The sequence below is a fragment of the Gordonia neofelifaecis NRRL B-59395 genome, from assembly GCF_000192435.1.
GTDB lineage: Bacteria > Actinomycetota > Actinomycetes > Mycobacteriales > Mycobacteriaceae > Gordonia > Gordonia neofelifaecis.
Window position 1 is genome coordinate 120,419 of the sequence record NZ_AEUD01000005.1, and the last position, 24,805, is coordinate 145,223.

Sequence of the window (24,805 nt, forward strand, 5' to 3'; positions counted from 1 at the left end):
TTTACAGAACGTTCGGTTTGTGGAACGCTTCGCTCTGTGACGAGCATCGACGAGACCGTTGACGAGCGAGCAGGCGCCGAACGGGTGTCGATCGGTGTGCCGATCGGCGCGGGTGTCGTGTGCGCGCTCGTCGGTTTCACCTCGTCGTTCGCGGTGGTCTTGGCCGGGCTCCGGGCCGTCGGCGCCGATGCGGCCCAGGCTGCGTCCGGGCTGCTCGCCGTGTCCGTCGCCATGGCGGTCGCCACGATGCTGCTGTCGTGGCGGTTCCGCATCCCGGTGACCTCGGCGTGGTCGACGCCCGGTGCCGCGCTGCTCGCGACCACCGGCGCGGTTGCCGGTGGTTGGTCGGCCGCGGTCGGCGCCTTCCTGTCGTGCGGCGTGCTGCTCGTCGTCACCGGCTGGTGGCCACGCCTGGCAATCCTGGTGCGGCGGATACCGGTCCCGATCGCCCAGGCGATGCTGGCCGGGGTGCTGCTTCCGCTCTGCGTGGAGCCGCTTCGTGGACTCGCCGCGAATCCGGTCGCGGTGGGACCGGTGCTCGCGGTGTGGCTCGTGCTGCTGAAGCTTCGGCCGCGGTGGGCGGTGCCCGGCGCGTTCGCGGCCGCACTGGTGGTGATCGGTGTCGCACTGGCGCGGGACGGCGGCGGCCCCGGCTGGGCGGACTTCGTCCCGCAGTTGAGCGTCACCACCCCGTCGTGGACTGTCGGCGCGCTGATGGGTGCGGCGATTCCGCTGTACCTGGTGACGATGGCGGCGCAGAACATTCCGGGTGTCGCGGTGATGGCCGGCTTCGGCTACGACGTCCCCTGGCGTCCGGCGATGACCGTCACCGGAGTGGGATCGATGCTGGCCGCGCCGTTCGGCGGGCACGCGATCAACCTCGCCGCGATCAGCGCGGCCCTCGCCGCTGCCCCGGACGCCGATCCCGATCGGGAGCGGCGGTGGGTCGCCGGGTTCAGCGCCGGGGTCACGTACCTGGTGCTCGGGCTGACGTCGACGGGGCTGGTGGCCGTCGTGCTCGCGGCGCCCGACGGCGTGGTGCAGGCGGTCGCCGGGGTCGCCTTGCTCGGGGCGTTCGCGAGTGCCTGCGCGGGAGCGATGTCGCAGGCCGACGACCGGCTGCCCGCCGCGGTGACGTTCGTGGTCGCGGCGTCGGGGATCGCAGTCGGCGGGATCGGGTCGGCCTTCTGGGCGCTCGTCGCCGGGATCGTGCTGCGGGCCCTGCGGATCGGCAGGCCATGAACGGGCCGGTCGCCCTCGGCTAGCGTGAACGGCGACATGAGCATGGATCTGCAGTTTCTCCGAACCCTCGACGGCGGCGCGCCGCTCACCACCAGTGTTTGGCGGGTCGGACCGGGACGCCGCGGCGTCTCCTCGGCGATGCTCGGCGGGGGCATCGGTCCGATCGCGTGGGTGATCAACGCCCAGGTGCCCGGCGGGTACAGCCGCATGGACCCTGTCGCTCATCTGCAGGAGATGGCGAACGGTTGCGGCCTGTCCGGGCGGGGCGTGGGCATGCTGACGGCCGCGGCGGTCGATCGGACGGTCACCCGCGTCGACGGTGCGGTGATCGCATCCGCGACGGTCGGTCTGCGGGTTCCGACGTGGGCGGCGGCGCCCGCCGGAAATGCCGATCCCGAGCTCGCCCCGATGGTGCTGCCCGGTCCGCCGCGCCCGGGAACGATCAACGTCACCGTCGACCTTCCCGTCGCGCTCACCGACGCCGCACTGATAAATACGGTGATGACGGCGACGGAGGCCAAGACGCAGGCGCTGCTGGAGGCCGGCTATCCGGCGACCGGCACCGCATCGGACGCCGTGGTCGTCGTCTGCGACGAAGCCGGCGCCCCGGAACCCTTCGCCGGCCCGCGGTCGGAGTGGGGCGGCGCCCTCGCCCGCGCGGTGCATGCCGCCGTTCGCGAGGGTGCCGACGACTACACGCGTCGCCTTCGTGACGGCGGACTCTGACTCGTCGAGGATCTTCCTCAGCGTCCAGCTCATGCGCGTGACTGAGCGGTGTCCGCGGCGTCCGGGACAACGCAGATACTGGCTAGCTGCGCGGATTGAGCTGGTGCTTGGCGCTCGTGCGCGCTGGAGGGTTCGATCAGGTTGTGAGCGGTCTGGACAAAACAAAAGGTCAGAGGCTGAAAACAGCCTCTGACCTGGTGGAGCGGGTGACGGGAATCGAACCCGCGTAGCTAGTTTGGAAGACTAGGGCTCTACCATTGAGCTACACCCGCGTTGCGTCCGCAGACCGAGAGATACGGCTGCGTCCTGCGCTTGCAGAACTGTACCGAGGGTTGCGCCGATTCACAAAACGGGAGGCGGGTTCGTCCCCGGGGTGGTTCGGCCCGTACTATGTTCCCTTGGTCCCGCCGGTGTTCGGCGAGGCCGACGGGATGTGGCGCAGCTTGGTAGCGCATCCGCTTTGGGAGCGGAGGGTCGCAGGTTCAAATCCTGTCATCCCGACGAAGAACGTCGCGGCCGGAACGTTGGCCGGTGAGCGGCGAGAAGCACGTACTGCCAGCACGTACCGACTAAGGAGTACCAACACCGTGAAGAGCACCGTCGAGCAGCTGAGCCCGACCCGAGTCAAGCTGAATGTCGAGGTTCCGTTCGAGGAACTCTCCGGTGACTTCGACCGCGCTTACAAGTCGCTCGCTCAGCAGATCCGCATCCCCGGCTTCCGCCCGGGCAAGGCTCCGGCCAAGCTGATCGAGGCCCGCGTCGGCCGTCAGGCGATCCTGGAGCAGGTCGTGAACGACGCCGTTCCGGCGAAGTACTCGCAGGCTGTCACCGAAGCCGACATCAAGGCCATCAGCCAGCCGGAGATCGACCTGGCCGACCTCGTCTACGGCGAGCCGGTCAAGTTCACCGCCGAGGTCGACGTCCGCCCGGAGATCGAGCTGCCCGAGTACGCCACCATCGCCGTCGAGGTCGACCCGATCGAGGTCGCCGAGGCCGACGTCGAAGAAGAGCTCGACAACCTGCGCGCACGCTTCGGCACCCTGGTGGGCGTCGAGCGCGGCGTGACCGGCGGCGACTTCGTCTCGCTCGACCTGTCGGCCACCGTCGGCGGCGAGACCGTCGAGGACGCCTCCACCGAGGGCCTCTCGCACGAGGTCGGCAGCGACACCCTCATCGAGGGCCTGGACGAGGCGCTCGAGGGCGTCAAGGCGGGCGACACCGCGACCTTCACCTCCAAGCTGGTCGCGGGCGACCACGCGGGCGAGGACGCCGAGATCACCGCCAAGGTGAACTCGGTCAAGGTCCGTGAGCTGCCGGAGCTGGACGACGAGTTCGCCCAGATGGCCTCCGAGTTCGACACCGTCGCCGAGCTGCGCGACAGCGTCCGCGACCGGGTCGCCGACTCCAAGAAGTACGAGCAGGCGGGCGCCATCCGCGACGCCGTCCTCGATCAGCTGCTCGACACCGTCGAGTTCCCGCTGCCCGAGTCGGTCGTCGCCGACGAGGTCGAGGCCGTCCAGCACCAGCTGGTCCACGCGCTCGGCCACGACGACGCGCAGGTCGATCGCTTCCTCGAGGCGCAGGGCAAGACCCGCGAGGAGTGGGACGCCGAGAGCAAGACCGACGCCGAGAAGTCGGTCCGCACTCAGCTGCTGCTCGACGCCATCGCCGACGCCACCGAGGTCGAGGTCGCGCAGGACGAGCTGACCCAGCAGATCCTCATGCAGTCGCAGCGCTACGGCATCGCGCCGCAGGAGTTCATCCAGCAGCTGCAGAACGCCAACCAGATCGGCGCCCTGTACGCCGACGTGCGTCGCAACAAGGCCCTCGCCGAGGTCATCGGCGAGGTCAAGGTCACCGACACCAACGGTGAGACCATCGACACCAAGGCGTTCTTCGGCTCGGCCGACGACGCCGAGGGCGAGGACGACGCCGAGGGCGACGACGCCTGATCGTCGCTCTCACCAGAGCACCGCGACAGCCGGGACGATTCATCGTCCCGGCTGTCGCCGTCTGCGCCGCCGATCACCTTCCGCGCGCTGCCGTTCGAACACCCCACGAGGTGTTCCGCTGTAAGCGAATTAGGGGTGTCGGCGGAACATCTCCCGGGGTGGAATTGATTAACCTCGGTGACAGCTTCTCCGAAGAACGGACGCTGGAGCGTCCGGTGGACTCGGTCGACGAGCCCTCCGGAGAGACCGCACCGCTAGACAGATGGGACAACTCAGTGAGCAATCTGTACACGCCCTCGATGAGCTCGGGCGTCGCCGGCCTGAACCTGACCGACTCGGTCTTCGAGCGTCTGCTGCGTGAGCGCATCATCTTCCTGGGCACCCAGGTCGACGACGACATCGCGAACCGGCTCTGCGCTCAGATCCTGCTGCTTGCAGCCGAGGATCCGACCAAGGACATCAACCTCTACATCAACTCGCCGGGCGGCAGCGTCACCGCGGGCATGGCGATCTTCGACACCATGCAGCTCGCTCCGTGCGACGTCGCGACCTATGCCATGGGCATGGCGGCGTCGATGGGCCAGTTCCTGCTCGCCGCCGGGGCCAAGGGCAAGCGCCACGCCCTGCCGCACGCGCGGATCATGATGCACCAGCCGTCGGCGGGCATCGGCGGAACGGCGGCCGACATCGCCATCCAGGCCGAGCAGTTCGCCGCGACCAAGCGTGAGATGAACCGGCTGAACGCCGAGTTCACCGGCCAGCCGCTGGAGAAGATCGAGGCGGACGCCGACCGGGACAACTGGTTCACCGCGGAAGAGGCCAAGGAGTACGGCTTCGTCGACCATGTCGTGACCAGCGCGGGCGCGATCGCCTGACCGCGGTCGCCCCAACGTCCACTTCACTTCACCGGTTACGGAGAAACCATGACTAACTCGCTTCCCGCCGACGTCCGCGCGGGCATTCCGGATGCGGCACTGGCTCTGAAGAGCATCGAGGCCCGCTACATCCTCCCGTCGTTCATCGAGAACACCCCGAACGGCCAGCGCCAGTACGACCCGTACGCCAAGCTGTTCGAGGAGCGCATCGTCTTCGTCGGCACGCCGATCGACCAGACGGTCGCGAACGACGTGATGGCCCAGCTGCTGGTCCTGGAGAGCCAGGATCCCGACCGCGACATCACCATGTACATCAACTCGCCGGGCGGCAGCGTGCCGGACATGCTGGCGATCTACGACACCATGCAGTACGTCCACTGCGACGTGATGACCGTCTGCCTCGGCGAGGCGGCCTCCGCGGCGGCGATCCTGCTCGCCGGCGGCACCCCGGGGAAGCGGGCGGCACTGCCGAACGCCACCGTCCTGATCCATCAGCCCCGCACCGGCGGCGCCTACCAGGGCCAGGTGTCGGACCTCGAGATCCAGGCGGCGGAGATCGAGCGGATCCGGAAGCGTCTCGACGAGATCCTCGCCTCGCACACCGGCCAGGATCCGGAGAAGATCCGCAAGGACACCGATCGCGACAACATCCTCACCGCCGATCAGGCCAAGGAGTACGGGATCATCGACGAGGTCTTCGACTACCGCAAGAAGTCGGCGCGCAGCTGAGCGTCGGGAGAATCTTGACGACTGCCGCATTTCGGCTCGTCGAAGCCATCGTGCGCGGGTACCGTCGAGGTAGTCCGCAGACAGGGAAGTAGGTGGGGCGTAGTGGCGCGAATGGGAGACGGTGGTGACCTCCTCAAGTGCTCTTTCTGCGGCAAGAGCCAGAAGCAGGTCAAGAAGCTCATCGCGGGTCCGGGAGTGTACATCTGCGATGAGTGCATCGACCTGTGCAACGAGATCATCGAGGAGGAGCTCGCCGAGACCAGCGATGTGAAGCTCGACGAGTTGCCGAAGCCCGCGGAGATCCGCGACTTCCTCGACAACTACGTGGTTGGACAGGACTCGGCCAAGCGCACGCTCGCGGTCGCGGTCTACAACCACTACAAGCGGATCCAGGCGGGGGAGAAGAAGGCGGGCGACAAGCGCTCGCCCGGTGCCGAACCGGTGGAACTCGCGAAGTCGAACATCCTCATGCTCGGACCCACCGGGTGTGGCAAGACCTACCTGGCGCAGACGCTCGCGAAGATGCTGAACGTGCCGTTCGCGATCGCCGACGCGACCGCGCTGACGGAGGCCGGATACGTCGGTGAGGACGTCGAGAACATCCTGCTCAAGCTGATTCAGGCCGCCGACTACGACGTCAAGCGGGCCGAGACCGGCATCATCTACATCGACGAGGTCGACAAGATCGCACGGAAGAGCGAGAACCCGTCGATCACGCGCGACGTGTCGGGTGAGGGTGTGCAGCAGGCGTTGCTCAAGATCCTCGAGGGCACACAGGCGAGCGTCCCGCCGCAGGGCGGCCGCAAGCATCCGCACCAGGAGTTCATCCAGATCGACACGACGAACGTGCTGTTCATCGTCGCGGGCGCCTTCGCGGGGCTCGAGAAGGTGGTCGACGAACGGATCGGCAAGCGCGGCATCGGGTTCGGCAACGACGTCCCCAGCAAGGACAAGGTCGACACCACCGATCACTTCGCCGAGGTGATGCCCGAGGATCTGATCAAGTTCGGTCTGATCCCGGAGTTCATCGGGCGTCTCCCCGTGGTCGCCTCGGTGGCGAATCTCGACAAGGAGGCCCTCGTCTCCATCCTGTCGGAGCCGAAGAACGCATTGGTCAAGCAGTACGTTCGGCTCTTCGACATGGACAACGTCGAGCTCGAGTTCAGTCAGGACGCGCTGGAGGCGGTCGCCGATCAGGCGATCCACCGCGGCACCGGCGCCCGCGGTCTGCGCGCGATCATGGAGGAAGTGCTGCTCCCCGTCATGTACGACATTCCCAGCCGCGACGACGTCGCCAAGGTGGTCGTCACGGGCGAGACGGTGCGCGACAACGTGCTGCCGACCATCGTCCCGCGCAGCGAGGACGACGGCCCGCGCGAGAAGTCCGCGTAGCGACGTACGATCCTCAGTCGTCAACGGCGGCCGATGCCCCACTCGGGGCATCGGCCGCCGTCGTCGTCGCGTCGTGGCCGACGTGGGTCAGGGAGCGAGCAGAAGCGCCACGGTGAGCTCAGTCAGCTCGTCCTCGAAGTCGGAGAGCATCGGTGCGTGACCGGACTCCGAGTCGCGTTCCCATCCGGCCATGTTCATCGTGACGAACCGCGCGGCTATCGCCACGCGTCGAATCCGCGCCTCCGGTTCCAGATGGGTCAATTGTGCGCCCATCAGGTCGAACACCGTCTGCAGGCTGCGGGTGCCGCGGTAGGCCGCCTCGTCGGGATCCTGCACATCGTCGCCGAGCGTGCTCGCCTGACTCCAGAGGGACGCGGATTGGAAGTCTGTCTGCACGCTGAGCAGCAGCTGGGCGTTGAAGCGGGCCCAGTACGACGGCGTGCCGGTGCCGACCTCGGTCGCGAACGGATGGATGTACGCCCGCACCAGTTGCTGCAGGCCGTCGGAGGCGGCGGGGTCCAGGGTCTCGAGCATCTCGGCTCGTCGCTTGCCGACGACCGATGAATGCGAGTCCCAGATGGTGAACAGCAGGTTCTCCCAGGATCCGAAGTGATAGGTGATCGCGGAGTTGTTGCGTTGCTGGGCTATGCGCAGGACCTCGCGAGCCGACGCGCCGTACGGGCCCCGCTCGGCGACGAGTCGCTCGGCGACCTGGAGGATCCGCTCGCGACCGGATGGCTGACTCATCCCACCAGATTATCGAGTGGCCTCGGGCTGGACGTTCGGTGGACACGGTCCCGGGTCCGTCGTCATCGGTTTGAACCAACCGCCGCCGGACGGCGACGGTGTTTGTCACACTTGGCTCATGACGAGCACGGGCGATCTGAAACTGGCCGGAATCATCCTCGCGGGCGGACGTTCTCGCCGCATGGGGCAGGACAAGGCGGCGATGGAATGGGAGGGCGTCCCGATGCTCAGCCGCATCGCGTGGGCCATCAGTTCCAGGTGCGAGCCGGTCCTGGTCGCCGCACCTCCGACCTCTCAGGCGTACGTCGACCTCGGGGCCGGCAGCGACCTGCAGTGGGTGACGACGGAGAAGGCGGGCAGTGGGCCGCTGGGCGGCCTGGTGGCCGCGCTGCGAGAGGCGACCGATGCCGGAGCAGAGGCGGCCTTCGTCTGCGCCACCGATATGCCGCTGGTGGACACCGGTCTGATCGACGAGCTCGTCGACGGGCTCACCGATTCGGCGGACGCGGTGATCGCCAACGACGCCGGCCGGGATCATCCGATGGCGGGGATCTACCGGACCCGCGCGGTCGATCGCCTCGCCGAATTGGTGGAGGCGGGTGAGCTGCGGATGGGCGCTGCACTCGACGCGATCGTCACACGCCGGGTGGGTGTGTCCGATCCGGGTTGGTTGGCGAACGTCGACGCCCCGGAGGATCTGCATCGGCTGCGGATCTCGCGCGTGGCGTCCTGATCCGGCTCAACCAGCGACGGTGCCCGCAATCGCGAGTGCCGTGCCCGCGATCGCCGTCGCGACGACCACGGCGACGGTCGCGACCATCGCGGTCCACACCGAGTCGGTACCGACGTCCCGGTCGGGCCCCTTGGGGAAGTGCCGGATCGCGACGTGGCAGATGAGCAGTCCGGTGAGGAAGGTGACGACGGCCGCGATCGGGAAGCCGTGCCGGAGCGCAGAGAACCCCGCGGCCGCGGAGGTGACGAGCACGGAGAGTCCGGTTCGCTGCCAGGCGAGGGCGGTGCGCTGCGGCTGAAGCCCGGGGTCCGCCGCGGTCACCACAGATGGGCGATCGACACGGCGGCGAACGTCACCAGGCCGCATGCGACGACGGTGATGCCCGCGACGAGCCAGGGCAGGGGAAGTGGCGGAGGCAGGGGACGGTTCAGTCGCAACGCGCGTTCGTTGCGCTGCCACGACACCAGCGCGACCACCGCGAGGACGCCGCCGGCGACGCACGCGAGGATCGACAGCAGGTGGACGATCAGTGGCGACGAAGTGAGTCCGGCGACGGTGGTCATCGTGATGCCGCCCGCGATGAGTGCGAGTGCCGTGCGCACCCAGGCGAGTGCGGTTCGCTCGTTGGCGAGGGAGAAGCGGACGTCCGGCTCTTCGCCGATCGAGTAGACCGCCAGCGGCCGACGTTGGGGGAGGGTGTCAGTCATCGTCTCAGCTCTATGGTTGGCCGACATCGTGATCGAATAGAATGTCGACTGAATTAGTTCTGTAGCAGAAGTAGATTAACATGACTGTGCCAAACCCCAGTGAGGATCGCGTCACAGGCGATGACGGCGCGTGGGCGCTGACCGCCGTGATCACCCAATTGCGTCGCTCACTCCGGTCGAGCGTCCGCGAGGAGTTCGCCTGGGAGTCCCTGCCGATGGCGCAGGTGGAGTTCCTGCAGCGGTTGGCGCGTGAGCCCGGCCTGCGGATCGGCGACCTCGCGCGCAAACACCGGATGGCCAACAACACCGTCAGCACACTCGTCAACCAGATGGTCCGCGGCGGGCTGGTCGCGCGGGAGCCGGTGCCCGGCGACAAGCGCGCGGTCCAGGTGCGGTTGACCCAGGAGGGGCGCGGGCGCCTCGATGCGTGGACGCGCGCAAACGAGCGGCGGATCTCGGCCGCATTGGCCGGGCTGGACGCACAGCAGCGAGCCGCCATCGATGCCGCAGTGCCCGCACTGGGCGTGCTGGCCGAACGGCTGGACGAGCACGGCTGACGGTCGCCGACCGGTGCCGGGAGCGTCTCGGGTGATGTGGAGGCGACGACGCCGACCCGGGTTCTCTAGAATCACCCAGGTGACCAGTGCTGCATCCCGTGACCCAGAGAATCCGATCGACGCCCTGCCCAAGAGCTGGGATCCAGGTGCGGTCGAGGCGGACCTGTACCAGGGCTGGGTGGACGCCGGATACTTCTCCGCCGACGCCGCAAGCGACAAGCCCGCGTATTCGGTGGTGCTGCCGCCGCCGAACGTCACCGGTTCGCTGCACATGGGCCATGCACTCGACCACACCCTGATGGACACCCTGACCCGCCGCAAGCGGATGCAGGGTTACGAGGTCCTCTGGCTCCCCGGCATGGATCACGCGGGCATCGCGACCCAGACCATCGTCGAGAAGCAGCTCGCCGCGGAGGGCACCGGCCGCGAAGAACTCGGCCGCGACGAGTTCATCGACCGCGTCTGGAAGTGGAAGGCCGAGTCCGGCGGCACCATCCAGGGCCAGATGCGGCGTCTCGGCGACGGCGTCGACTGGAGCCGCGACCGTTTCACGATGGACGAGGGTCTCTCGCGCGCCGTGCAGACCATCTTCAAGCGGATGTACGACGACGGCCTGATCTATCGGGCCGAGCGCCTGGTGAACTGGTCGCCCGCCCAGCAGACGGCGATCTCCGACATCGAGGTGAAGTATGAGGACGTCGAAGGCGAACTCGTCTCGTTCCGCTACGGCTCGCTCGACGACGCCGAGCCGCACATCGTCGTCGCGACCACGCGAATGGAGACCATGCTCGGCGACACCGCGATCGCCGTCCACCCCGACGACGAGCGGTACCGCGCACTGATCGGCGTCGAACTCGACCATCCGTTCCTCGACCGTAAGATCCCGGTGATCGCGGACGACTACGTCGACCCGGAGTTCGGCTCGGGTGCCGTGAAGATCACGCCCGCGCACGACCCCAACGACTTCGCGATCGGCCAGCGGCACGACCTGCCGATGATCACGATCATGGACGAGACCGCCAGGGTCGAGGGCACCGGAACTCAGTTCGACGGGCTCGACCGCTTCGCGGCCCGGGTGGCCGTTCGCGAGGCCCTCGCCGAGCAGGGACGCATCGTCAAGGAGGTGCGGCCCTATCTGCACAGCGTCGGTCACTCCGAGCGCGCGGGCGAGCCCATCGAGCCCCGCCTGTCGATGCAGTGGTGGGTCAGCGTCGAAGGACTGGCCAAGGCCGCGGGCGATGCGGTCCGCGGCGGCGACACCGTGATCCATCCGAAGAGCCAGGAGCCGCGATGGTTCGCCTGGGTCGACGACATGCACGATTGGACGATCTCCCGTCAGCTCTGGTGGGGGCACCGCATCCCGATCTGGTACGGGCCCGACGGCGAAGTCGAGTGCTTCGGCCCCGACGAGACCGCACCCGAGGGCTGGGTCCAGGACCCCGACGTCCTCGACACCTGGTTCTCTTCGGGTCTGTGGCCGTTCTCCACCATGGGCTGGCCGGAGCGGACCGCCGAGCTCGACAAGTTCTATCCGACCTCCGTCCTGGTCACCGGCTACGACATCCTGTTCTTCTGGGTCGCCCGCATGATGATGTTCGGTACCTACGTCGGGACCCTCGACGCCGGTGGGTTCGCCGGCCGCGATGCGCGCGTGCCCTTCCACGACGTCTTCCTGCACGGCCTCGTTCGCGACGACCACGGCCGCAAGATGAGCAAGTCGAAGGGCAACGGCATCGACCCGCTCGACTGGGTGGACCGGTTCGGCGCGGACGCTCTGCGCTTCACCCTCGCCCGCGGTGCCAACCCGGGCAGCGACATCTCGGTCGGCGAGTCGCACGCGCAGAGCTCGCGGAACTTCGCGACCAAGCTCTTCAACGCCACCAAGTTCGCGCTGATGAACGGCGCGGTCGTCGCCGACCTGCCCCCCCGCGACGAGCTGACCGTCGCCGATCGGTGGATCCTGTCGCGGCTCGATGAGGTGCTCGCGGACGTCGATGCGGGTTTCGACAGCTACGAGTTCTCGAAGGCCTGCGAGGCGCTGTACCACTTCGCCTGGGACGAGGTCTGTGACTGGTATCTCGAGCTGTCGAAGGTCCAGGTGGCCGAGGGAGGCGAACGTGCCGACCGGACCGCCGCGGTGCTGGGCACGGTGCTCGACAAGCTGCTACGCGCCCTGCAGCCGGTGATGCCGTTCGTCACCGAGGTGCTCTGGAAGGCGCTGACCGGCGGCGAGTCCGTCGTCGTCGCGCCGTGGCCCACGGCATCGGGAGCGCCCGCCGACACCGAGGCCGCGCAGCGCGTCGAAGACCTGCAGAAGCTGATCACCGAGGTCCGTCGATTCCGCAGCGATCAGGGCCTCAAGCCCGGTCAGCGTGTCGCCGCCACCGTCGACGGGCTCGACGAAGCGGGGCTGACCGACCTGCGCCCGCAGCTCGACTCCCTGGCCAAGCTCGAAGCGGCGGGCGACGGGTTCGCGGCGACGGCCACCGTCGAGGTGCGGCTGTCCACCAGCACCGCGGTGGTCGCGATCGACACCTCGGGCACCGTCGACGTCGAGGCGGAGCGCAAGCGTGCGGCCAAGGACCTCGCCGCCGCAGAGAAGGAACTGGCCGGCACCTCGGCCAAGCTGGGCAACGAGCAGTTCCTGTCGAAGGCGCCGGACAACGTCGTCGACAAGATCAAGGCGCGCCGGGATCTCGCCGAGACCGAAGTCGAGCGACTCAAGGCCAAGCTGGCCGCATTGGGCGCCCAGTGACCCCGTCACCGGACTCCGCAGACGACCTCGCAGAGCTCCAGGCGCTGGAGGCCGAGCTCGACACACGCTGGCCGGAGACCAAGATCGAACCGTCCCTGACGCGCATCACCGCGCTGATGGAACTGCTCGGCAACCCGCAGCACGCATACCCCTCGATCCATGTCGCAGGCACCAACGGCAAGACGTCGGTGACCCGGATGATCGACTCGCTGCTGCGCGCCTTCCACCGGCGCACCGGGCGGATCACGAGTCCGCACCTGCAACTGGTCACCGAGCGGATCGCCATCGACGGCGAGCCGATCTCGGCGCGCACCTATGTCGACACCTACCGGGACATCGAGCCGTACGTGACCATGGTCGACGACTCGTCGACCGCCGGCGGCGGCCCGCGAATGAGCAAGTTCGAGGTGCTGACCGCGATCGCCTATGCCGCGTTCGCCGAAGCGCCGATCGAGGTCGCGGTCGTGGAGACCGGTATGGGCGGGCGATGGGATGCGACCAATGTGATCGACGGGCAGGTCACGGTGATCACCCCGATCGCGTTCGATCACGCCGACTATCTGGGTGACACGCTGACCGCGATCGCGGGCGAGAAGGCGGGCATCATCAAGCCGGGTCCGTCCGACGCGGTGATCCCGATGGATCCGATCACGGTGATCGCGCCGCAGGAACCGGAGGTCGCGGACGTGCTGCTGCGGGCCTCGGTCGAGGCCGGGACGATCGTCGCCCGCCAGGACTCCGAGTTCACCGTCCTCGAGGCGGCGACCGCCGTGGGCGGGCAGCTGCTGAGCATCCGCGGTCTCGGTGGCGTTTACGACGAGGTCTTCCTCCCGCTGCACGGCGCGCACCAGGCGCAGAATGCGGCACTCGCGCTCGCGGCGGTCGAGGCGTTCTTCGGCGCGGGTGCCGACCGGCAACTGGACGTCGAAGCGGTGCGCGAGGGCTTCGCGACGGTGGACAGTCCGGGACGCCTCGAGCGGGTCCGGAGCGCGCCGAGCGTCTTCGTCGACGCGGCGCACAATCCGCACGGTGCCCGCGCGCTGGCGCAGGCGCTGGTATCGGAGTTCGACTTCCGCCGCCTGGTCGGCGTGATCGGCGTGCTCGGCGACAAGGACGCTCGCGGCCTGCTCGCCGAGCTGGAGCCGGTGCTCGACGTCGTCGTGCTCACCAACAACGGATCGCCCCGGGCGCTGGACACCGACGCGCTCGCCGACATCGCGAACGAGGTCTTCGGTGAGGATCGCGTCGTGGTCGAGCCCTTCCTGCCCGAGGCGGTCGAGGCCGCCGTGGCGCTGGCGGAGGACGACGACCAGGGATCGATGTCCGGTGCGGGCGTGATCATCACCGGGTCCGTCGTCACCGCGGGCGCGGGCCGCACCCTCTTCGGCAAGGAGCCGTCATGACCGAGAATCCGACCCAGGGGAGCTCGTCCCCGGGCGAGTTCACGCCGCCCGCGACCGATCCGTGGAAGGGCTTCCGCGGAGTGATGGCGGGGACGTTGATCCTCGAAGTCATCGTGGTGGCGCTGGCGTTCCCCGTGGTGGCGAAGCTCGCGGGCGGCGTCACCTGGGCGTCGGGACTCTACCTGGGCGCGGTGACCTTGATTCTGCTGCTGCTGTCCGGGCGGCAGGGTAAGCCGCATGCACTCGAGATCAATCTGGTGATGCAGCTGTTCGTCATCGCCGGCGGCTTCTTCCATTGGTCGATCGCGGTGGTCGGCGTCATCTTCCTGTGCGTCTGGATCTACATCGCGTACATCAAGCGCGACGTCGCCAAGCGGATCGAACAGGGCCGACTGCCCGGCCAGCGGCCAGTCTGATCGTCCGAACGGACGACGACCTGCCGAATCGTGACTGAGCGGTACTTTCCGTTACACTCACTCACCGTTGTGTCGTGCGACACCTTCGCGTGGCTGGATGGACATGGCCCGCTGGGCGCACGGAGACTGGAGGAGTGGAGATCATGGGGAGGAACGGCAGAGTGATGGGTCGCGTGGGGCGTGTGGGAATGTTCGCGGCGGTCGCCGCGGCGCTGACAGTGCTGACGGCTCCGGTCGCCGGGGCCGATCCGGCGCAGCCGAGCACCGCGAACCCGAGCACCACGACCCCGAACAGCACGACCCCGAACAGCACGCAGCCGACCACGTCGGAGTCCGAGGTCTCGCAGGTCTCGGAGCCGAGCATCCCGATGCCGGTCCGCGACGGCGCGCTGGGATATCTGGCGACCCGATCGTCCACGCTGTGGCTCAAGGATCGTGGGGCCGACCAGGTGATCGCGAACCTTCCGGTTCCGCAGACGTACTCGGCTGCGAATCGTCAGATGGCGAAGACGCTGAAGCAGGAGCTCGACTCGGCGGCGGAGACCCCGGGGGCCTGCCTGCAGATCATCATCGACGGCGCCGATCCGTCCGGCGGGGTGTTCAACTACGGATTCTTCGCCGTCGAGAAGCAGTACTGCCCCAAGTAGCGGCACGAGTCGGATGAGCGACGGTCCGCCGGGATCGCTACAGTGTCCTGCGTGACTGAACAGACTCTCGTCCTCATCAAGCCCGACGGCGTCCAGCGCGGCCTGGTCGGCGAAGTGATCGCCCGCATCGAGCGCAAGGGCCTCCGGCTGGCGGCCCTGGAACTGCGTGACGTGACCGTCGAGGTCGCGGGTGAGCACTACGCCGAGCACGCCGAGCGCCCCTTCTACGGATCGCTGCTCGAGTTCATCACGTCCGGCCCGATCGTCGCGGCCGTCGTCGAGGGACCGCGCGCCATCGCCGCATTCCGTCAGCTGGCGGGTGGCACCGACCCGGTCGAGAAGGCGACGCCCGGCACCATTCGCGGTGACTTCGCGCTCGAAACGCAGTTCAACATCGTGCACGGGTCCGACTCGCCGGAGTCCGCCGCGCGTGAGATCGCTCTCTGGTTTCCCTCGCTGAACTCCTGATATCCGCCGTCCAACGCGGCGCGCGAGGACCTTTTCGCCACACGTGTGCGGGCAGCGGCCCGTGATGTGGGATACTTGCCTAGTCGTCGGAGTCACGCTTTGGTTCCGATGATCGACGCACAGCCAGATAGAGGTACCCGGTTCCGTCCGACTCCTACCGGAGTCCGGCTTCGGCCCCGAGGCCTGCGTCACGCAAGGCGTCTTGACGACGCGAAGACCACATAACACCCGGTCGTTTCGGCCGGCACACATTGGAAAGGCCCTCGCGTGGCCGCGTTGTCTCATATCGGCGACGACGCGCCCGGGGGTCTTGAGGAGACCACGTGACCGATAACGGGTCGCAGACTGACGCCACTTCGGCGGATCAGCCGGCGGACAAATTCCCCCTTCGACTCCGCGTGCATGCGCTAGCTCGCACGCTGGGACTGACCAGCAAAGAGGTGCTGGCACATCTGCAGGAGATGGGGGTGACGGCGCGCACCGCGCAGTCGTCGATCTCTCGAGCCGACGCAGAAGCCGTCGAGCTCCGCCTCAGCGGCGCCGCTCCCGCGGCGGACGCCGAGTCCACCGAGCAGGGCGAAGCCGCCCAGCCGGCGGCACAGGCGTCGTTGTTCTCCGCAGTGGAGGCGCCACAGCCGGTCAGCGCGCCCGGCGGCGACGCGACGTCACCGCTGTTCCTGTCCGCTGGTTCCGCGGAGGGCACCGCCGAGTCCACCGACGCGGCCGAGCCGAAGAAGAAGAAGCCCAAGAAGTCCGGCAAGAAGTCGTCCGGAAAGAAGGCTGCGGACGCCGAGACCACAGTCGATGCCCCAGCCGCCGATGCCACAGCCGCCGACGCGGACGGCCCCGTCGGTGAGACGAAGGCGGAGAAGTCGTCCGACAAGAAGTCCGGCAAGAAGAAGTCGTCGGGCAAGAAGCCCAAGAAGGCCGACGTCGAACAGGCCGACGAGGCGGAGACGGCAGGCGAGGCCGAGACGGTCGTCGAGGCCGTCGCGGCTGCGGAACCCGTCGAATCCGCCGCGGAATCGGCAACTGAAGAGTCCGCGAACGCGGAGGTCGAGGAGACCGACGAGCAGGCGAACGCCGAGGGGGACGGCCGTTCCCGGCGTCGTCGTCGCGGTCGTCGTGGTCGTGGCCGTGGTCGCGGTGATCAGGGAGCCGACGGCGAGTCGGCCGACGACGACACCGAGAGCGCGGAGGCAGACGACGCCGGTGCGTCGGCTGGAGCTCCCGCGGATGAGGCCGAGAACGCCGAGACGACGAGCGACGAGTCCGCCGACACCGCCGACGATGCCGCCGTCCCGTCGAGCAAGCGTCGCCGGCGTCGCCGCCGTCGGCGCGGGGGAGCCGACACCGACGACGCCACGTCGTCGGACGACCCGCCGAACACCGTCGTCCACGAGCGGGAACCGCGCACCAAGAAGGTGCGCGACGAGGTGCAGGGCATCTCCGGTTCCACTCGACTCGAGGCGAAGCGTCAGCGCCGTCGTGACGGCCGTGACGCCGGACGACGCCGCCCGCCGATTCTCACCGAGTCGGAGTTCCTGGCGCGGCGCGAGTCGGTCGAGCGGGTGATGGTCGTGCGCGAGCGCTCGGCGAACGCGTCGGTCGTGGACCACGACTCGCACGCCGCGCCGACCGAGGACTACACGCAGATCGCAGTGCTCGAGGACGGCGTCCTGGTCGAGCACTTCGTCACTACCGAGACCTCGCAGTCGATGGTCGGCAACATCTACCTCGGCCGCGTGCAGAACGTGCTTCCGGGGATGGAGGCGGCCTTCGTTGACATCGGCCGCGGCCGCAACGGCGTCCTGTACGCCGGTGAGGTGAACTGGGAGGCGGCAGGCCTCGACGGCGGTTCGCGAAAGATCGAGCAGGCGCTGAAGCCGGGCGACTACGTCCTGGTTCAGGTCAGCAAGGACCCGATCGGACACAAGGGCGCCCGCCTCACCACTCAGATCTCGCTCGCCGGGCGTTACCTCGTGTACGTGCCCGGCGGGACGTCCACCGGCATCAGCCGGAAGCTGCCGGACACCGAGCGCAAGCGGCTGAAGCAGATCCTCGCCAAGCTCGTCCCGGACGAGGCCGGCGTGATCATCCGGACCGCCTCGGAAGGCGTCAGCGCCGAGGAGCTCGGGGCCGACATCGAGCGTCTCGAAGCGCAGTGGAAGAGCATCGAAGCCGCGGCCGACGGCCACCGGTCGAAGGCCTCGGGAACGCCGAAGGCGCTCTACGAGGAGCCGGACCTGCTGGTCCGCGTGGTCCGCGATCTGTTCAACGAGGACTTCCGGAAGCTGGTCGTCGAGGGCGACCGCGCGTGGTCGCAGGTCTCGGGCTATGTCCGCGATGTGGCGCCGGACCTGTCCGAGCGCCTCGAGGAGTTCACGAAGAACCACGCAGACGCTCCGGATTCGTTCGCCGTGCACCGGATCGACGAGCAGCTCGCGAAGGCGCTCGACCGCAAGGTCTGGTTGCCGTCCGGCGGAACGCTGATCATCGAGCACACCGAGGCGATGACGGTCGTCGACGTCAACACCGGCAAGTTCACCGGTTCGGGCGGCAACCTCGAAGAGACCGTCACCAGGAACAACCTGGAGGCCGCGGAAGAGATCGTTCGGCAGATGCGCTTGCGCGACATCGGCGGCATGATCATCGTCGACTTCATCGACATGGTCCTGGAGTCGAACCGCGACCTCGTGCTGCGGCGTCTCACCGAGGCGCTCGCCCGGGACCGCACGCGTCACCAGGTGTCCGAGGTCACGTCCCTGGGCCTGGTGCAGATGACGCGCAAGCGGCTCGGCACCGGTCTCCTCGAGGCGTTCTCGACCACTTGCACCGCCTGCTCGGGCCGAGGCGTCATCGTGCATGCGAACCCGGTCGAGGTCCGCCCGTCGGAGGACTCGAACCGCGGCGGCGGCAGCGGGGAGAGCGGCTCGCGCCGGTCGCGGCGTTCGCGGAAGCGCGGCGGGGATCAGCCTCAGTCGCAGACACCGACGCAGCAGCCCGAGTCGCCGAAGGCCGCGCACAAGCCCGCCGCGGAACATCCGATGTTCCGCGCCATGGCCCATCCGGACGAGCACGACGAGGCGACCGAGGTCGTCGAGCATGCGGACACCGCGGTCGTCGAGCAGGCCGAGCCCGTGGTGGCCGAGCAGGCGGAGCCCGTGGCGGTCGAGCAGGCAGAGCGAGTCGAGACCCCCGCACCGGAGCCCAGTGCTCCCGAAGCGCCCGAGGAGCCGGCCGTCGTCACCCGTCGACGTCGCCGTGCGGTGCGACGTGCGGCGGCGCCGACGACGGTCGCCGAACCCGTGGCAGAGGTCGCCCGGCAGGCGCCGGTGACGACCGTCGCGCAGCAGTCGAGCGAGCCGGTGGTCGCGGTCACGAGGTCGCCGAGGCGGCGCAGTGGTCGTCGATCGGCAGGACCGCCGCCGACCGAGCAGTGACATTGCTCTCGGCGCGCACCGTGCGCGCCGAGAGTTTGACCTGGACAGGCCCGGTACCGTAGCCTTGACAGGTCGCCTTCCGCAGGCGCGTAGATTGCTGCGCACATCGGCGGAAGGGGTTCGCCGGCCTGGTGGCCGCGGACCGAACACACCAAATTACGCCGGACTGGCAGGGCTGACCTGCGAAATTCGGCCCGATGAGACGAGTAAGAGGACAGCGGGACATGGCAACGTACGCGATCGTCAAGACCGGCGGTAAGCAGTACAAGGTCGCCGAGGGCGACATTGTGAAGGTCGAGAAGATCGACGGCGAGCCGGGCAGCACTGTGCAGCTGCCGGTGGCGCTGGTCGTCGATGGCGCAAATCTGACCACCGACGCCGACAAGCTCGCCGCTGTCTCGGTCACCGGTGAGGTCGTCGAGCACACCAAGGGCCCGAAGATCCGGATCCACAAGTTCAAGAACAAGACCGGCTACCACAAGCGCCAGGGTCACCGTCAGCAGCTGACGGTCCTCAAGGTCACCGGTATCAAGTAGAACTCGCTCGTCAGAACTTTCAGGAGGACAGTCAGATGGCACATAAGAAGGGTGCATCGAGCTCGCGGAACGGTCGCGACTCCAATGCTCAGCGACTCGGTGTGAAGCGTTTCGGCGGCCAGGTCGTCAGCGCGGGCGAGATCATCGTCCGCCAGCGCGGCACCAAGTTCCACCCGGGCGTCGGCGTCGGCCGTGGCAAGGACGACACGCTGTTCGCCCTCGCTGCAGGCGCCGTCAAGTTCGACGTGAAGCGCGGCCGTAAGACCGTGAACATCGTCCCGGAGCCGGTCGCAGTCTGACCCGGTAACGGAACTCATAGCTCTTTTCGACAGGGCGGGCAGGGTCACTACGAACCCTGCCCGCTCTGTCGGCGTATTCAGGACATATTCGAGGAAGGCGAGAACATGTCACGCTTCGTCGACCGCGTGCAGATCGAGGTCGTGGCCGGGAACGGCGGCCACGGCTGCACGTCCGTGCACCGGGAGAAGTTCAAGCCGCTCGGCGGACCGGACGGCGGGAACGGTGGCCGCGGCGGCGATGTCCGCCTGATCGTGGACCCACAGGTCCACACTCTCCTCGACTTCCACTTCCGTCCACACGCGCGCGCCACCAACGGTCGTCCCGGAATGGGCGGCAACCGCAACGGCGCAGCCGGTGACGATCTCATCCTCAAGGTGCCGGACGGCACGGTGGTGATGGACGCCGACGGCGAGATCGTCGCGGACCTCGTGGGCCCGGGTACCGAATTCGTCGCCGCGCAGGGCGGCCGCGGCGGCCTGGGCAATGCCGCACTGGCTTCGCGCGCCCGTCGCGCCCCGGGCTTCGCACTCCTCGGTGAGCCGGGCGACGAGCGTGCCCTCATGCTCGAGCTCAAGTCGGTCGCGGACGTCGGCCTCGTCGGTTTCCCGTCCGCGGGCAAGTCGTCGCTGGTGTCGGTGCTGTCGGCGGCGAAGCCCAAGATCGCGGACTACCCGTTCACCACTCTCGCGCCCAACCTCGGCGTCGTCACCGCAGGCGCAGAGGTCTTCACGGTCGCCGACGTGCCCGGCCTGATTCCCGGCGCGTCGCAAGGGCGCGGACTCGGCCTGGACTTCCTGCGGCACCTCGAGCGCTGCGCTGTGCTCGCGCACGTCGTCGACTGCGCGACCCTGGAACCGGGCCGTGATCCGGTGTCCGACATCGATGCACTCGAAGCCGAGCTGGCCGCGTATCAGCCCGCGCTGGACGCCGATCACTCGCTGGGCGACCTCGCGACGCGTCCGCGCGTGGTGATCCTCAACAAGGTCGACATTCCGGAGGCCGCCGAGCTGGCGGACCTGGTCGAGGCCGACGTCGCCGAGCGCGGCTGGCCGGTGTTCCGGATCTCCGCACTCGCGCACAAGGGGTTGTCGGAGCTGACTTTCGCGCTCGCCGAGATGGTCGCGAAGTACCGCACCGAGCACGAGAAGCCGGTCGCTCGACGCCCGATCATCCGCCCCAAGGCGATCGACGAGGCCGAGTTCACCATCGTCGACGATCCGGACGTCGAAGGCGGCTTCATCGTGCGCGGTGCACGTCCGGAGCGGTGGGTCCGGCAGACGCAGTTCGAGAACGACGAGGCCGTCGGTTACCTGGCGGACCGCCTGAACCGACTCGGAGTGGAGGCCGCCCTGGTCAAGCGCGGCGCGAAGCCGGGCGCACCGGTCACCATCGGCACGATGAGCTTCGATTGGGAGCCGACCACGCCGATGGGGGAGGATGTGCCGATCACCGGTCGTGGCACCGACATCCGACTCGAGCGCAACGACCGCGTCGGGGCAGCGGAGCGCAAGCTCGCCCGCAAGATGCGTCGCGAGGCCTCGGACGACACCGAATTGGGCTGGCACGCAGAAGGTCCCGCCGATCAGACGGACGATTCCGGAGACTTCGACGACGATGACGAGTGACGCTCGACAGTTCGTCGCGACAGCGCGGAGCATCGTCGTCAAGATCGGCTCGTCGGCGGTCACCGATATGGCCAGCGGGATCGACTATGCGGCGCTGGACGCGCTCGTCGATGCGCTCGAAGCCCGGATGCGGGCGGGTTCGGACGTCATCGTGGTCTCGTCCGGAGCCGTCGGTGCCGGCATCGCGCCGCTCGGTCTGAAGAAGCGTCCCCGGGATCTGGCGACCAAGCAGGCGGCGGCCAGCGTCGGCCAGCTGCGACTGGCGCACGCCTGGGGGACGTCGTTCGCCCGGTACCAGCGGGTGGTCGGACAGGTGCTGCTCACCGCTGACGACGTGTCGAATCGATCGCACCACGCGAATGCCCAGCGCACGCTCGACCGCCTTCGCTCCCTGCATGCTGTGGCGGTCGTCAACGAGAACGACACCGTCGCCACGAACGAGATCAGGTTCGGCGACAACGACCGGCTCGCGGCGCTCGTCGCGCACCTGGTGCACGCCGATGCGCTGGTGCTGCTCTCCGACGTCGACGGGCTCTACAACGGTGATCCGCGAAAGCCCGGACCCGACGGCGAACCCGCTCGGCTGATCGAACAGGTCGACGGTCCGGAGGACCTCGACGGGGTTATCGCAGGCAGCGGAGGTGCGCTCGGCACCGGCGGCATGGCGTCCAAGCTCGCCGCCGCACGGCTCGCCGCAGACTCCGGTGTGCCGGTGCTGCTGGCAGCGGCGTCCCAGGCGGGTGCGGCTCTCGCTGACGCCTCCGTCGGGACCGTCTTCAAGGCCCGTCCGACGCGTATGTCGGCGCGGAGGTTCTGGGTGCGGCACGCGGCGGAGGCCAGCGGCACGCTCACTCTCGACGACGGCGCCGTCGCCGCGGTCGTCGAACGGCGGCGGTCGTTGCTGCCTGCCGGCGTGACGGCGTCCACCGGCGACTTCTCCGACGGCGACGTGGTGGAACTGGTCGACGCCGCCGGCGTCGTCCGTGCCCACGGCGTGACGTCGTACGACGCCGATGACGTGGCGAAGATGATCGGCCGCTCGACGGCCGATCTCCCGTCCGAGCTGCGCCGTCCGATCATTCACGCGGACGATCTGGTCCCGGGCTGACGCCTCGCGTCTGTTCGGCTGCCCAGACACGACGAAGCGCGCCCTCCCGACTGTCCGGGAGGGCGCGCTTCGTGCTGCGGATCAGTCGGCGCGGTGCTTCGCGTCGCCGGCGGGAACGGTGACGAGCGGGTAGACGCCGTTCTCGTCATGCACCTCGGTGCCGACGACCGGGGGATTGAAGACGCACAGCATGCGCATCTGCTCCTCCACGGTCACGGTGTGGCGCTCGTGCCCGTCGAGCAGGTACATGCTGCCCGCGCTGAGCGGATAGGTCTCGCCGGTCTCCCGGTCGAGCAGGGTGCCCTTGCCCTCGACCAGCCAGACGGCCTCGACATGGTTCGCGTAGTGGAACTCGTTCACCGAGCCCGCTGCGATGGTGGTCTCGTGGAACGAGAATCCGACCCCGTCACCGCCGAGCACGATCCGCTTGGAGACCCAATTGCCCTTGGGGTCGGCCACTTCGCGGTCGGTGCCGGTGATTTCTTCGGTGGTGCGGACGATCATGCTTCGGTCTCCTTGAGGGCGGTGTCGGCGGCGATGGCTTCGTCGACGGACTCGCTGAGCAGCTGCAGTCCGTGAGCGAGGTCTTCGCTGGTCATGGTCAACGGCGGAAGGAGCTTGACGACTTCGGAACTCGGTCCGGAGGTCTCGGCGAGGAGGCCCTTGCCGAATGCGATCTCACAGGTGCGGCCGGCCAGTTCGGGGTTCTCGAAGACGAGGCCCTGGACCATGCCGCGGCCGCGGTGCGACAGTCCGTCGTGGCGACGGCACAGCTCGTCGAAGGACTGCGCGATCTCGATGCCCTTCGCCTTGACCTGGACGGTGAGCTTGTCGTCGGACCAGTACTTCTTGAGGGCGGCGGTGGCGGTCACGAAGGCGGGATTGTTGCCGCGGAACGTGCCGTTGTGCTCGCCGGGTTCCCAGACGTCGAGCTCCGGGCGCATCAGCGTCAGGGCGAGCGGCAGGCCGTAGCCGCCGATCGACTTCGACAACGTGACGATGTCCGGCACGATGCCCGCCTCCTCGAACGAGAAGAACTCGCCGGTGCGACCGCAGCCCATCTGGACGTCGTCGACGATGAGCAGGATGTCGCGGCGCTTGCAGAGGTCGGCGAGTCCGCGCAGCCACTCGGCGCGGGCGACGTTGACGCCGCCCTCACCCTGGACGGTCTCCACGATCACGGCGGCGGGCCGGTTGAAGCCCGAGCCGGAGTCGTCCAGGACGCGCTCGAACCAGTTGAAGTCCTCGACGACGCCGTCGAAGTAGTTGTCGAACGGCATCGGGGTGGCGTGCACGAGCGGGATGCCCGCGCCGTTGCGCTTCATGGAGTTGCCGGTGACGGCGAGCGAGCCGAGCGTCATGCCGTGGAAGGCATTGGTGAAGTTGATGATCGCCTCGCGACCGGTCACCTTGCGGGCCAGCTTGAGGGCGGCCTCGACGGCGTTGGTACCGGTGGGGCCGGGGAACTGGACCTTGTAGTCGAGCCCGCGCGGCTCGAGGATCGTGCTGGCGAATGTCTCGAGGAATTCGCCCTTGGCGCGCGTCGACATATCCAGTCCGTGAGTGATTCCGTCACGGACGATGTAGTCGAGCAGTGCTTCCTTCAAGACGGGGTTGTTGTGCCCGTAATTGAGAGCGCCTGCGCCGGCGAAGAAGTCGAGGTAGCGATTTCCGTCGACATCGGTGAGCCAACTGCCCTGAGCAGTGTCGAAGACGGTTGGCCAATCACGGCAGTAGGAGCGGACTTCGGATTCGTGCTTGGTGAAAGTTCGGTCGTCCAGTGCAGTTTCGATAGTCATTGTTCGAGAATTTCCTCGCTGATTTTGTCGGCGTCACTCGTGAATGTCGGCCGGCGTGAGCAGATATAAGTCCTCGGGCTCGTGTGAGTCCACAAAGAGATCTGCGTTGAAGAACGGCTCACGTGCGAAACGCAGGCCGAGTTGTCGGGCAGCTCCTGCGAACAGTCGCTGAGACGCCTGGTTGTCTGGGCTGATCGTGGTGTTGATGGCGACGACACCTGTCGGTGCACAGTGGGCGAACAATTCGCAGAGCATTCGCTTTGCGATCTGCTTTCCACGCTGCGCGTCGTCGACGGCCACCTGCCACACCATCAGGGTGTCGGGTTTGGCCGGCCGACGATATCCGGTGACGAAGCCGACGACGTCGCCGTCTACTTCCGCCACGATCGACGTCTCGGAGAAGTCCTGTGACCAGAGAACATATGCATAGGGAGAGTTCACGTCCAACACCCGTGAATCACGGGCGATCTCCCATATTCTCTTTCCGTCACGGGCCCGCGGGCGCCGGAAGGCGACCGTGTCTCCGGTGTCTGTTTCCGGTGAAGGATCATTCGGGTTCATGACTTGATCGAGGCTATCGACCGGTCAGATGAAAGTCATGGCAGATCGAATATTGACCGTCGGGAACCGTGCCTTTGCGCAGTT

24 protein-coding genes and 2 tRNA genes are annotated in these 24,805 nt (G+C 68.0%); 19 read left to right on the forward strand and 7 right to left on the reverse strand.

The genetic code is table 11. The features are described from left to right. The first annotated feature begins 36 nt into the window (after positions 1 to 36). Both SCNU_RS07710 and SCNU_RS07715 read left to right on the forward strand, forming a co-directional pair. The gene (locus SCNU_RS07710) at positions 37 to 1,242 is read left to right on the forward strand and encodes a benzoate/H(+) symporter BenE family transporter (RefSeq protein ID WP_009678796.1); all 1,206 of its coding nucleotides are present in this window, start codon (positions 37 to 39) and stop codon (positions 1,240 to 1,242) included. Between the two features lie 36 nt (positions 1,243 to 1,278). Beyond that, positions 1,279 to 1,968: an adenosylcobinamide amidohydrolase gene (locus SCNU_RS07715; protein WP_040518017.1), complete on the forward strand. Its 690-nt coding sequence runs from the start codon at positions 1,279 to 1,281 to the stop codon at positions 1,966 to 1,968. 198 nt (positions 1,969 to 2,166) lie between these two features. Here SCNU_RS07715 and SCNU_RS07720 read toward each other — a convergent pair. Next, positions 2,167 to 2,240, reverse strand: a tRNA-Gly gene (locus SCNU_RS07720). A 155-nt stretch (positions 2,241 to 2,395) separates the two neighbouring features. Here SCNU_RS07720 and SCNU_RS07725 point away from each other — a divergent pair. From SCNU_RS07725 to clpX, 5 genes are all read left to right on the forward strand, one after another. Beyond that, a tRNA-Pro gene (locus tag SCNU_RS07725) sits at positions 2,396 to 2,469 on the forward strand. A gap of 86 nt (positions 2,470 to 2,555) precedes the next feature. After that, on the forward strand, positions 2,556 to 3,920 hold the full coding sequence (gene tig, locus SCNU_RS07730) for a trigger factor (RefSeq protein ID WP_009678798.1): 1,365 nt from the start codon (positions 2,556 to 2,558) through the stop codon (positions 3,918 to 3,920). A gap of 299 nt (positions 3,921 to 4,219) precedes the next feature. Next, positions 4,220 to 4,795, forward strand: coding sequence for an ATP-dependent Clp protease proteolytic subunit (locus SCNU_RS07735; protein ID WP_040518018.1), 576 nt, complete (start codon positions 4,220 to 4,222; stop codon positions 4,793 to 4,795). A 48-nt stretch (positions 4,796 to 4,843) separates the two neighbouring features. Then, complete coding sequence (locus tag SCNU_RS07740) at positions 4,844 to 5,524, forward strand: ATP-dependent Clp protease proteolytic subunit (RefSeq protein ID WP_009678800.1); 681 nt, start codon at positions 4,844 to 4,846, stop codon at positions 5,522 to 5,524. Positions 5,525 to 5,626: 102 nt separating this feature from the next. Next, positions 5,627 to 6,916 (forward strand): ATP-dependent Clp protease ATP-binding subunit ClpX, encoded by a 1,290-nt coding sequence (gene clpX / locus SCNU_RS07745; RefSeq protein WP_009678801.1) that lies wholly within the window; start codon positions 5,627 to 5,629, stop codon positions 6,914 to 6,916. 87 nt (positions 6,917 to 7,003) lie between these two features. Here clpX and SCNU_RS07750 read toward each other — a convergent pair whose 3' ends face one another. After that, positions 7,004 to 7,663, reverse strand: a complete 660-nt coding sequence (locus SCNU_RS07750) for a TetR/AcrR family transcriptional regulator (protein WP_009678802.1) — start codon at positions 7,661 to 7,663, stop codon at positions 7,004 to 7,006. A gap of 118 nt (positions 7,664 to 7,781) precedes the next feature. Between SCNU_RS07750 and mobA the strand changes: the two genes are divergently transcribed. Then, positions 7,782 to 8,396, forward strand: coding sequence for a molybdenum cofactor guanylyltransferase (gene mobA / locus SCNU_RS07755; protein WP_009678803.1), 615 nt, complete (start codon positions 7,782 to 7,784; stop codon positions 8,394 to 8,396). 6 nt (positions 8,397 to 8,402) lie between these two features. Here mobA and SCNU_RS07760 read toward each other — a convergent pair whose 3' ends face one another. Next, a complete protein-coding gene (locus tag SCNU_RS07760; protein WP_238526399.1) occupies positions 8,403 to 8,717 on the reverse strand; it encodes a DUF202 domain-containing protein in 315 nt (104 codons plus the stop codon). Further along, positions 8,714 to 9,103 (reverse strand): YidH family protein, encoded by a 390-nt coding sequence (locus SCNU_RS07765; protein ID WP_009678805.1) that lies wholly within the window; start codon positions 9,101 to 9,103, stop codon positions 8,714 to 8,716. Before SCNU_RS07765 ends, SCNU_RS07760 begins: the two co-directional genes overlap by 4 nt. 80 nt (positions 9,104 to 9,183) lie before the next feature. Here SCNU_RS07765 and SCNU_RS07770 point away from each other — a divergent pair, with 80 nt between their 5' ends. The 11 genes from SCNU_RS07770 (at position 9,184) to proB (ending at position 22,361) form a co-directional block, all read left to right on the forward strand. Then, the gene (locus SCNU_RS07770) at positions 9,184 to 9,660 is read left to right on the forward strand and encodes a MarR family winged helix-turn-helix transcriptional regulator (protein WP_009678806.1); all 477 of its coding nucleotides are present in this window, start codon (positions 9,184 to 9,186) and stop codon (positions 9,658 to 9,660) included. Positions 9,661 to 9,694: 34 nt separating this feature from the next. Then, a complete protein-coding gene (locus tag SCNU_RS07775; protein ID WP_238526400.1) occupies positions 9,695 to 12,415 on the forward strand; it encodes a valine--tRNA ligase in 2,721 nt (906 codons plus the stop codon). Next, positions 12,412 to 13,818 (forward strand): bifunctional tetrahydrofolate synthase/dihydrofolate synthase, encoded by a 1,407-nt coding sequence (folC, locus tag SCNU_RS07780; protein ID WP_009678808.1) that lies wholly within the window; start codon positions 12,412 to 12,414, stop codon positions 13,816 to 13,818. The genes SCNU_RS07775 and folC overlap by 4 nt, the downstream gene beginning before the upstream one ends. Next, the gene (locus SCNU_RS07785; protein WP_009678809.1) at positions 13,815 to 14,234 is read left to right on the forward strand and encodes a DUF4233 domain-containing protein; all 420 of its coding nucleotides are present in this window, start codon (positions 13,815 to 13,817) and stop codon (positions 14,232 to 14,234) included. The genes folC and SCNU_RS07785 overlap by 4 nt, the downstream gene beginning before the upstream one ends. Positions 14,235 to 14,398: 164 nt before the next feature. Next, positions 14,399 to 14,881: a hypothetical protein gene (locus tag SCNU_RS07790; RefSeq protein WP_009678810.1), complete on the forward strand. Its 483-nt coding sequence runs from the start codon at positions 14,399 to 14,401 to the stop codon at positions 14,879 to 14,881. Between the two features lie 51 nt (positions 14,882 to 14,932). Continuing rightward, complete coding sequence (gene ndk / locus SCNU_RS07795) at positions 14,933 to 15,349, forward strand: nucleoside-diphosphate kinase (RefSeq protein WP_009678811.1); 417 nt, start codon at positions 14,933 to 14,935, stop codon at positions 15,347 to 15,349. A 323-nt stretch (positions 15,350 to 15,672) separates the two neighbouring features. After that, positions 15,673 to 18,792, forward strand: a complete 3,120-nt coding sequence (locus SCNU_RS07800; protein WP_009678812.1) for a translation initiation factor IF-2 N-terminal domain-containing protein — start codon at positions 15,673 to 15,675, stop codon at positions 18,790 to 18,792. Between the two features lie 224 nt (positions 18,793 to 19,016). Further along, positions 19,017 to 19,328 (forward strand): 50S ribosomal protein L21, encoded by a 312-nt coding sequence (gene rplU / locus SCNU_RS07805; protein ID WP_006896649.1) that lies wholly within the window; start codon positions 19,017 to 19,019, stop codon positions 19,326 to 19,328. Between the two features lie 35 nt (positions 19,329 to 19,363). Then, positions 19,364 to 19,627: a 50S ribosomal protein L27 gene (gene rpmA, locus SCNU_RS07810; protein WP_009678813.1), complete on the forward strand. Its 264-nt coding sequence runs from the start codon at positions 19,364 to 19,366 to the stop codon at positions 19,625 to 19,627. Between the two features lie 105 nt (positions 19,628 to 19,732). Further along, positions 19,733 to 21,253, forward strand: coding sequence for a GTPase ObgE (gene obgE / locus SCNU_RS07815; RefSeq protein WP_009678814.1), 1,521 nt, complete (start codon positions 19,733 to 19,735; stop codon positions 21,251 to 21,253). Next, positions 21,243 to 22,361 carry a glutamate 5-kinase gene (gene proB, locus SCNU_RS07820; RefSeq protein WP_009678815.1) on the forward strand — a complete coding sequence of 373 codons (1,119 nt, stop codon included), beginning with the start codon at positions 21,243 to 21,245 and terminating at the stop codon, positions 22,359 to 22,361. The genes obgE and proB overlap by 11 nt, the downstream gene beginning before the upstream one ends. 81 nt (positions 22,362 to 22,442) lie before the next feature. Here proB and SCNU_RS07825 read toward each other — a convergent pair whose 3' ends face one another. Genes SCNU_RS07825 through ectA form a run of 3 tightly spaced genes read right to left on the reverse strand, consistent with a single transcriptional unit; the run spans position 22,443 to position 24,721 of the window. Beyond that, positions 22,443 to 22,865 carry an ectoine synthase gene (locus SCNU_RS07825; protein ID WP_009678816.1) on the reverse strand — a complete coding sequence of 141 codons (423 nt, stop codon included), beginning with the start codon at positions 22,863 to 22,865 and terminating at the stop codon, positions 22,443 to 22,445. After that, a complete protein-coding gene (gene ectB / locus SCNU_RS07830; protein WP_009678817.1) occupies positions 22,862 to 24,160 on the reverse strand; it encodes a diaminobutyrate--2-oxoglutarate transaminase in 1,299 nt (432 codons plus the stop codon). The genes SCNU_RS07825 and ectB overlap by 4 nt, the downstream gene beginning before the upstream one ends. A gap of 33 nt (positions 24,161 to 24,193) precedes the next feature. Then, complete coding sequence (gene ectA, locus SCNU_RS07835) at positions 24,194 to 24,721, reverse strand: diaminobutyrate acetyltransferase (protein ID WP_040517980.1); 528 nt, start codon at positions 24,719 to 24,721, stop codon at positions 24,194 to 24,196. Positions 24,722 to 24,805 lie beyond the last annotated feature (84 nt).